Origin of the sequence: Ottowia sp., from assembly GCF_035444425.1 — a bacterium.
Classification (GTDB): domain Bacteria; phylum Pseudomonadota; class Gammaproteobacteria; order Burkholderiales; family Burkholderiaceae_C; genus Ottowia.
The window spans coordinates 21,626-28,158 of the sequence record NZ_DAOMOQ010000036.1 but is presented as its reverse complement, the minus strand read 5'-3'; the positions used below and the strand labels follow the sequence as shown (position 1 = coordinate 28,158).

Annotated in this window: 7 protein-coding genes; 1 reads left to right on the top strand and 6 read right to left on the bottom strand. The window is 68.7% G+C overall.

The genetic code is table 11. The features are described 5' to 3' along the window. Positions 1-203: 203 nt before the first annotated feature. The 3 genes from PK606_RS12815 to PK606_RS12805 form a co-directional block, all read right to left on the bottom strand. Positions 204-1,235 carry a DctP family TRAP transporter solute-binding subunit gene (locus tag PK606_RS12815; protein ID WP_324564554.1) on the bottom strand — a complete coding sequence of 344 codons (1,032 nt, stop codon included), beginning with the start codon at positions 1,233-1,235 and terminating at the stop codon, positions 204-206. An 85-nt stretch (positions 1,236-1,320) separates the two neighbouring features. Then, positions 1,321-2,619 carry a TRAP transporter large permease gene (locus tag PK606_RS12810; RefSeq protein WP_324564553.1) on the bottom strand — a complete coding sequence of 433 codons (1,299 nt, stop codon included), beginning with the start codon at positions 2,617-2,619 and terminating at the stop codon, positions 1,321-1,323. Positions 2,620-2,776: 157 nt separating this feature from the next. Next, the gene (locus PK606_RS12805) at positions 2,777-3,349 is read right to left on the bottom strand and encodes a TRAP transporter small permease (protein ID WP_502920841.1); all 573 of its coding nucleotides are present in this window, start codon (positions 3,347-3,349) and stop codon (positions 2,777-2,779) included. Between the two features lie 546 nt (positions 3,350-3,895). On the opposite strand from PK606_RS12805, the gene rnk reads away from it, so the two are divergent. After that, entirely contained in the window at positions 3,896-4,315 is a 420-nt protein-coding gene (gene rnk, locus PK606_RS12800) for a nucleoside diphosphate kinase regulator (protein WP_324564552.1), read from the top strand. Between the two features lie 205 nt (positions 4,316-4,520). On the opposite strand, the gene PK606_RS12795 is transcribed toward rnk, so the two are convergent. From PK606_RS12795 to PK606_RS12785, 3 genes are read right to left on the bottom strand one after another with little or no spacing between them, the layout of a single operon-like run. Next, positions 4,521-5,012, bottom strand: a complete 492-nt coding sequence (locus tag PK606_RS12795) for a DUF411 domain-containing protein (RefSeq protein ID WP_324564551.1) — start codon at positions 5,010-5,012, stop codon at positions 4,521-4,523. Positions 5,013-5,040: 28 nt separating this feature from the next. Beyond that, complete coding sequence (locus PK606_RS12790; protein ID WP_324564550.1) at positions 5,041-5,514, bottom strand: cupredoxin domain-containing protein; 474 nt, start codon at positions 5,512-5,514, stop codon at positions 5,041-5,043. Between the two features lie 26 nt (positions 5,515-5,540). Beyond that, a complete protein-coding gene (locus PK606_RS12785) occupies positions 5,541-6,506 on the bottom strand; it encodes a copper resistance protein B (protein WP_502920842.1) in 966 nt (321 codons plus the stop codon). Positions 6,507-6,533: the final 27 nt, after the last annotated feature.

The following is a 6,533-nucleotide window of genomic DNA, read 5'->3' as shown; positions in this document are numbered from 1 at the left end:
TCGCGCTCGCGACGGCGCTGCGCACCGCGTCAAGATGGGTTCGCCAGCCGCTTACAACTGTGATCCTGGTAGTGCGAAAGAACCGGTGGCCGCGGAGCAGGCCATGCCAGCGATCGTCGCGGAAGGGCTTGGCCCGCCCGCTGGCGATGTCCCCCTCGCACAGCAGAGGGGGAAGCGGCGTCAGCCGCTCAGGGGGTGGTGCCTTATTTCCTTGCCGCGATCGCCTTCTCCGCCTTGTTCACCAGGTCGGCGCCGATCTGGCCCTTCCACTTGGCGTACACGGGGCGCGTGATCTTGACGAAGGCCTCGCGCTCGGCCGGCGTCAGGCGCACCACGTTGACGCCCAGCGCCTCGATGTCCTTGAGCAGCGGCTGGCCGGGTTCGATCATGCCCTTGCGTGCGATGGCGATCTCTTCCTTGCCGGCCTCGATGGCGGCCTGGCGCACGTGCTCGCGGTCCTGCGGCGTCCAGCTGTTCCAGATCTCCTTGTTGACCACGAACACCAGCGGGTCGGCCACGTAGCCCCACATGGTCAGGTTCTTCTGACCGACGGTGTGCAGCTTGGCGGCGGTGAAGATGCTCATCGGGTTTTCCTGCCCGTCGACGGCGCCGCTGGCGAACGCCGGTTGCGCGTCGGCCCAGCTCATCTGGGTCGGGTTGGCGCCCAGCGCGGTGAAGGTCTCGACGAACAGCGGCGAGCCGACCACGCGGATCTTCAGGCCCTTCATGTCGGCCGGCGTGCGCACCGGGTGCTTGGAGTTGGTCAGTTCGCGGTAGCCGTTCTCGCCCCAGGCCAGCGGCACCACGCCGGCTTTCTCCAGCAGCGCGAAGATGTCCTTGCCGACCTCGCCCTGCGTCAGCGCGTCAATCGCGGCGTAGTCGGGCATCAGGAACGGCAGCGAGAACAGGTTGAGCTGGCGCACCTGCGGCGACCAGTTGATGGTCGAGCCGATCGCCATGTCGATCACGCCCTGGCGCAGCGCGCTGAACTCGCGCGTCTGGTCGCCCTGGATCAGCGACACGCCGGGGTACAGCTTGATGTTGATGCGGCCGTTGGTCTTTTCCTTCACCTTGTTGGCCCAGATCTCGCCGCCCTTGCCCCAGGGGAAGGCGGTGCCGACCACCAGCGACATGCGGTACTCGGACTTGTAGTTCTGCGCCTGCGCGGCGGTCGGCAGGCCGAGCACCAGGGACAGGGCCGCGGCGGCGGTCAGCAGGGATCGACGTAGCTTCATGACAAGGTCTCCTATGACGTCACTATGAAAAAAAGAGCGCCTGGCGCGGCTGATCCATGGATTCGGGCCCGATTCTGCGCCTGACTCAAAACCCGAGAACCTGGGGCAGCCAAAGCGCCAGCGGCGGCCACACGATCACCGCCAGCACCACCAGGCTCAGCGCCAGCACCAGCGGAATCACCCAGCGCACGGTCTGCTCGATGCTGACGCCGGCGATGCGGCACGACACCATCAGGTTCACCGCCAACGGCGGGGTGAACTGGCCCATCGCCACCATCAGCGTCAGCAGCACGCCGAACCACACCGTGTCCCACTGGTAGTGCTGCATCAGCGGCCACATCAGCGGCACGAAGATCAGGAAGATCGAGATGCCGTCGAGGAACATGCCCATCACCACCAGCAGCAGCATGATCAGCCCCAGCACGCCGTATTCGCCCAGGCCCGAATCGACGATGGCGCGGGTGATCGGATCGATCACGCCCAGCGTGGAGAGCGAGAAGGCGAAGATGCCGGCCAGCGCGACCACGATTAGGATCACCGCCGACAGCTCGCCCGACTCCTTCAGCGCCAGCACGACGTCGCGCCAGCCCATGGTGCGGTGCACCACCATGCCGACGAACAGGCCGTAGAACACCGCCACCACCGCCGCCTCGGTCGGCGTGAACCAGCCCATGCGCATGCCGCCCAGGATCACCACCGGCGCCAGCAGGCCCCAGATGGCCTCGACGAAGCTCTTGAGCAGCGGCGGCCTGGGCAGGTCGGCCTCGAGCTGGCCCATGCGGTGGCGGCGTGCCATCCACACCGCGGGCACGATCAGCGCCACGCCGACCAGCACGCCGGGAATCAGGCCGGCCGCGAACAGCGCCGGCACCGAGGCGCTCGGCACCAGCACCGAGTAGACGATGAAGGCGATCGAAGGCGGGATCAGGATGTCGGTGGCCGCCGCCGCGCCGACTATGCTGGCCGAGTAGGCGCCGGGGTAGCCGGCCTTGCTCATGGCGGCGATCATCACGCCGCCCACCGCCGCCGCCGTGGCCGGGCCCGAACCCGAGATGCCGCCCATGAACATCGCCACCGCGATGGCGATCAGCGGCAGCATGCCCGGCCCGCGCCCGACGATGGCGGTGGCGAAATTGACCAGCCGTGTCGCCACGCCCGAGCGGTCGAAGATCGAGCCCACCAGCACGAACATCGGCACCGCCAGCAGCGGGTACTTGCCGAGCCCGGCGTAGAAATTCTGCGGCACCGCCAGCAGGCCGAACCAGGGCGTCTCGGCATTCGCCAGCGCGATGGCGGCGGCGCCGGCCAACCCCAGCGCGGCGCCGATCGGCACGCCGAGCAGCATGGTGACGATGAACAGGCCGAACAGCAAGGTGGCGATCATGATTCGACACACCCCCCTGCGCGGCTGACGCTGCTTTCCCCCTCTGCTGCGCGAGGGGGGGCATCGCCAGCGGTCGGCACAGCCCCGGCCGTGGCGATCGCTGGCTCGGTCTGCTCGGCGGCCACTCGAGGAAGGGTGGCACCGTGGTTCAACCTGTTCACGGCGCCCGTTCCTCGTCGCGCACCTGGGGCGAGCTTGGCAGCTCGGGGCTCTCGGCCGCCGCCCGGCCGCCGCGCAGCACAACGCCGATGGCGCGCAGCATGATGACGGCGCTGATGATCGGCAGCCACATCGTGTACCACCACTGCGGCACGCCGATGCCGGGCGAGGTCTCGCCGTAGCGCACGTCGTCCCACAGCACGCGCGCCGACAGCACGGCGATCAGGGCGAACAGCAGCGCCACCAGGGCAGCGCCGAACTTGGACAGTGCGCGCTGGCGTTTCAGCGGCCCTGAGTCGGCAAAGAACTCGATCCGGATGTGGCGCCGGCGCGCCATCGCCGCCGATGCCGCCACCATGGTCAGCACGATCATCAGGAACACCGACACTTCCTCGGTCCAGGCGAACGAGGCGTTGGTGAAGTAGCGCACCAGCACGTTGGCGAAGGTGATCAGGGCCAGCAGGGCCATGATGACCACGGTGAGCCAGTCCTCGATCGCCAGCGGCACGCGCGGCTTCATGCCTGCGTCGACCGGTTCATCGTGGGGCTCGGGCGGGGAGGACGCGGACATGGGAGAAAGACGGACGGCAGGCGCACGAGGAACACAGCCGCCCGTGCGGCGGCAGGCGCTTATCTTAAGGCGCTTCGGCAGGGGCGCCGGCCCGTGGCAGCGCCTGCGCGCTCGGTGCAAACCCTGAATCCGGCACTGCGGGGCGACCGCAGCAGCGGCCCGTCACAGCGTGCGCCGGGCTGGCGGGGCATGCTGCTGGCGTGATCGGCCGGCAGGGGCTATCATCGGCGCATGGATCGTCAATGCGTCATGTCTGCGTGCGTGGTGTCGCACGCCACGCCGGCCTCGGTGGCCGGCGCGCGGGCGCACGTGCCTGAAATGCGTCGAGCAGCTTCGCGGGTCACCCTGGCCCGCCGTGCGAGCCTACTGGCCGCACATTCCTGAGCCCGACGATCCCCGCCTTTTGACTTCAGACTGAAAGCGCCACCCGGATTGTCGGGCCAGGCGACCGGCGCGCCGACCGTTTGCGATGAGCTGTTCGAGCCTGCCGCGCCGCAGGCGGACGTCGCAACCCCCTTGTCACAACGTATTTCGCAGGAGACCGCCATGACCACCGCCTTCAACCGCACCATCACCGAGCTCGACCATGTGCGCATCTTCAACCTGCTGCGCCGCCGCGCCGTGCCGGGCAAGACCTCGGTGCAGATCGGCGAACTGTCGGAGCTGATCGACGCCGCCGAGCTGGTACGGCCGCAGGAGATCGGCGCCGACATCGTCACCATGTATTCCAAGCTGCGCGTGGCCGATCCGGCCACTGGCGAGGAGCGCAGCATCACCTTGTGCTACCCCGAGGATGCCGACGCCGCCAAGGGCATGATCTCGGTGCTGTCGCCGGTCGGTACCAGCCTGCTCGGCCTGCGCGTGGGCGAAACCGCCGAATGGCAGGGCACCGACGGCAAGCACAGCGAGCTGGTGGTGCGCGCCATCGAGTTCCAGCCCGAGGCCAGCGGCGACTACACGGCCTGACTGTCGTCCGGTGGCGCGTTGGCGCCGGTTGGCGCCGGACTCGCGCCTGAGATGCCAGGCCGGCTGATCCGGGGCGGCTGCCAGCAAGCGGTGACGAGGCGACTTGCCGTGAGGTGATCGGCAAGCCGATCGCGTGCAGCTCAGCCGTTCATGATGAGGCAACGGCCTTGCGCCACGCGACCCACGGACCGGTTGGCGCGATCCCTCATGCGTGCACCTGGAACACCCGGCTGCTGCCATCGCGCAGCACCAGCAGGGTGTGATACCTGTCGCGGCGCCCGCCGTAGGCCGGGCCGTCCATGCCGGGTGAGCCGATCGGCATCCCGGGGGCGGCCAGGCCCAGCGCCGCGGGCTTCTCGCGCAGCAGGCGCCGCACATCGGCCGCCGGCACATGGCCCTCGACCACGTAACCGCCGATCAGCGCCGTGTGGCACGAGCCGTACTTGGCCGCCAGACCCAGGCGTGCCCGCACCGCGTTGTTGCCGGTGTCGTGGATGGCGTCGAGCTTGAAGCCCTTGGCCTGCATGTGCTTGATCCAGTCGCCGCAGCAGCCGCAGCTAGCGTCCTTCCAGATTTCCATGCCTACCGGCGGCGCCGCATTGGCCTGCGCCATCAGTGCGGGCGCGAAGGCCGCGCCGGCACCCGCCGCCGTCCAGCGCAATGCGGTGCGGCGAGACAGGGGATGTGTCGTGTTCATGTTCAGGCTCCTTGCATTCGGGTTGGGCTCACGGCGCCACGATCACCTTGCCGACCATGCCGGCTTCCATGTGGCCGGGCACGGTGCAGGCGAAATCCACCGTGCCGGCCTGGGTGAAGTGCCACACCATGCCGCCGCGCTGGCCGGGGCGCAGGTTGACGGTGTTCGGGTCGCTGTGCTTCATGTCGGGCATCGTGCGCATCATCTCGGCGTGCTCCTTCAGTTCGGCCATGGTGCCGAGCACCATTTCGTGCTGCACAGCGCCCTGGTTGCGGACGAAGAAGCGGATCGTCTCGCCCTGCTTGACCTGGATGGTGTCGGGCTTGAAACGCATGTCGTCGTGCAGCGTGACCTCGACGGTGCGCGTGACCTTGGCGGCATCGCCCGGCTGGCCGATGGCACTGTTCATGACCGGGCCATGACTGTGGTCGTGCGCGCCGGCGGCCATGGCCCCCATGGGCCAGGCCAGCGCCAGCAAGGCGGCGATCAGATGGGTGTGCATGATGGGGTACTCCTTGTCGATGTCGTTCAGAACCAGAAACTCAGGCCAGCGACCCAGCGCGTCTGCGAAGCGCGCTCACCCGATGCGCGCAGGAAATCAGCCGTGCGGCCGAAACTGCGCTGCCACTCGACGCCGACATAAGGTGCGATCTGCGGCGTGAATTCGTAGCGCAGGCGCAGGCCCAGACTGGCGCTCGACAGGCCCTTGCCGACACGGGCTGCGGGATCGTTCTTGCCGTGGAAGTGCCACTCGGTCTTCGGCTGCAGCACCAGCTTCTGGGTGATGTGCGCGTCGTACTCGGCCTCCAGCCGCAGCGCGGTGCGGCCGCCCTGACCCAGGTAGGCAGTGGCGCGGGTGTGGATCCAGTACGGCGCCGTGCCTTCAAGCCCGAAGGCGAGCCAGCTGCGGCTTGGGCCTTCGCCGCTGTCGTGGCGCAGTCCGAGCTGGGTGTCCCAGTAGGCTGCGATGGCGTGCCCCCACAGCAATTCGGCGCGTGAGTCGTGCAGCCTGCCGCCGGCGACCTCGCCCTCGGCCTTCAGCACCGCATGATCGAAATCGCCGCCGAACTTCAGTTGCCCCTCAAACGCCGTGTGATGGTCACCATGGCGCGGCAACACGCGCTCGAACCTGTTCAGCTTGAATGAGGCGAAGCGGTGTTCATCGCCCAGGTGCAGCTTGCTCACGCCCGGCGGCACATGCTCGCCGACGCCGCGCTCATGCCTGTTCGCGTAGGCATTCGGGTCGCGCGCGTCGGGCGGCGGGCTGCCGCCTTGCATGCTGCCGTGGTCCATCGGCGCCGCGGCAGTGGGCGCGACCGGTGCGTCCTGCGGCGCAGGCGCCGTGGTGGGTGCGGCAGGCACCGTGCCGTGCCCGGCGCCGTGTTCATGTGCGGTACCACCGACGGCTGGCGCAGGTGCAGACGGCGCCTGATGCATCGCCCCGTGGTCGTGCGACGTACCCTGCGCCCAGGTGGCTGTCGCAACCATGCCCATCGCCACCAGCAACGTCGCTGTGCGTGC

Bases quoted from the DNA above. Each gene is read 5' to 3' on its own strand.
- PK606_RS12815 (WP_324564554.1), bottom strand. From the start codon at position 1,235: ATGAAGCTACGTCGATCCCTGCTGACCGCCGCCGCGGCCCTGTCCCTG.
- PK606_RS12810 (WP_324564553.1), bottom strand. From the start codon at position 2,619: ATGATCGCCACCTTGCTGTTCGGCCTGTTCATCGTCACCATGCTGCTC.
- PK606_RS12805 (WP_502920841.1), bottom strand. From the start codon at position 3,349: ATGTCCGCGTCCTCCCCGCCCGAGCCCCACGATGAACCGGTCGACGCA.
- rnk (WP_324564552.1), top strand. From the start codon at position 3,896: ATGACCACCGCCTTCAACCGCACCATCACCGAGCTCGACCATGTGCGC.
- PK606_RS12795 (WP_324564551.1), bottom strand. From the start codon at position 5,012: ATGAACACGACACATCCCCTGTCTCGCCGCACCGCATTGCGCTGGACG.
- PK606_RS12790 (WP_324564550.1), bottom strand. From the start codon at position 5,514: ATGCACACCCATCTGATCGCCGCCTTGCTGGCGCTGGCCTGGCCCATG.
- PK606_RS12785 (WP_502920842.1), bottom strand. From the start codon at position 6,506: ATGGGCATGGTTGCGACAGCCACCTGGGCGCAGGGTACGTCGCACGAC.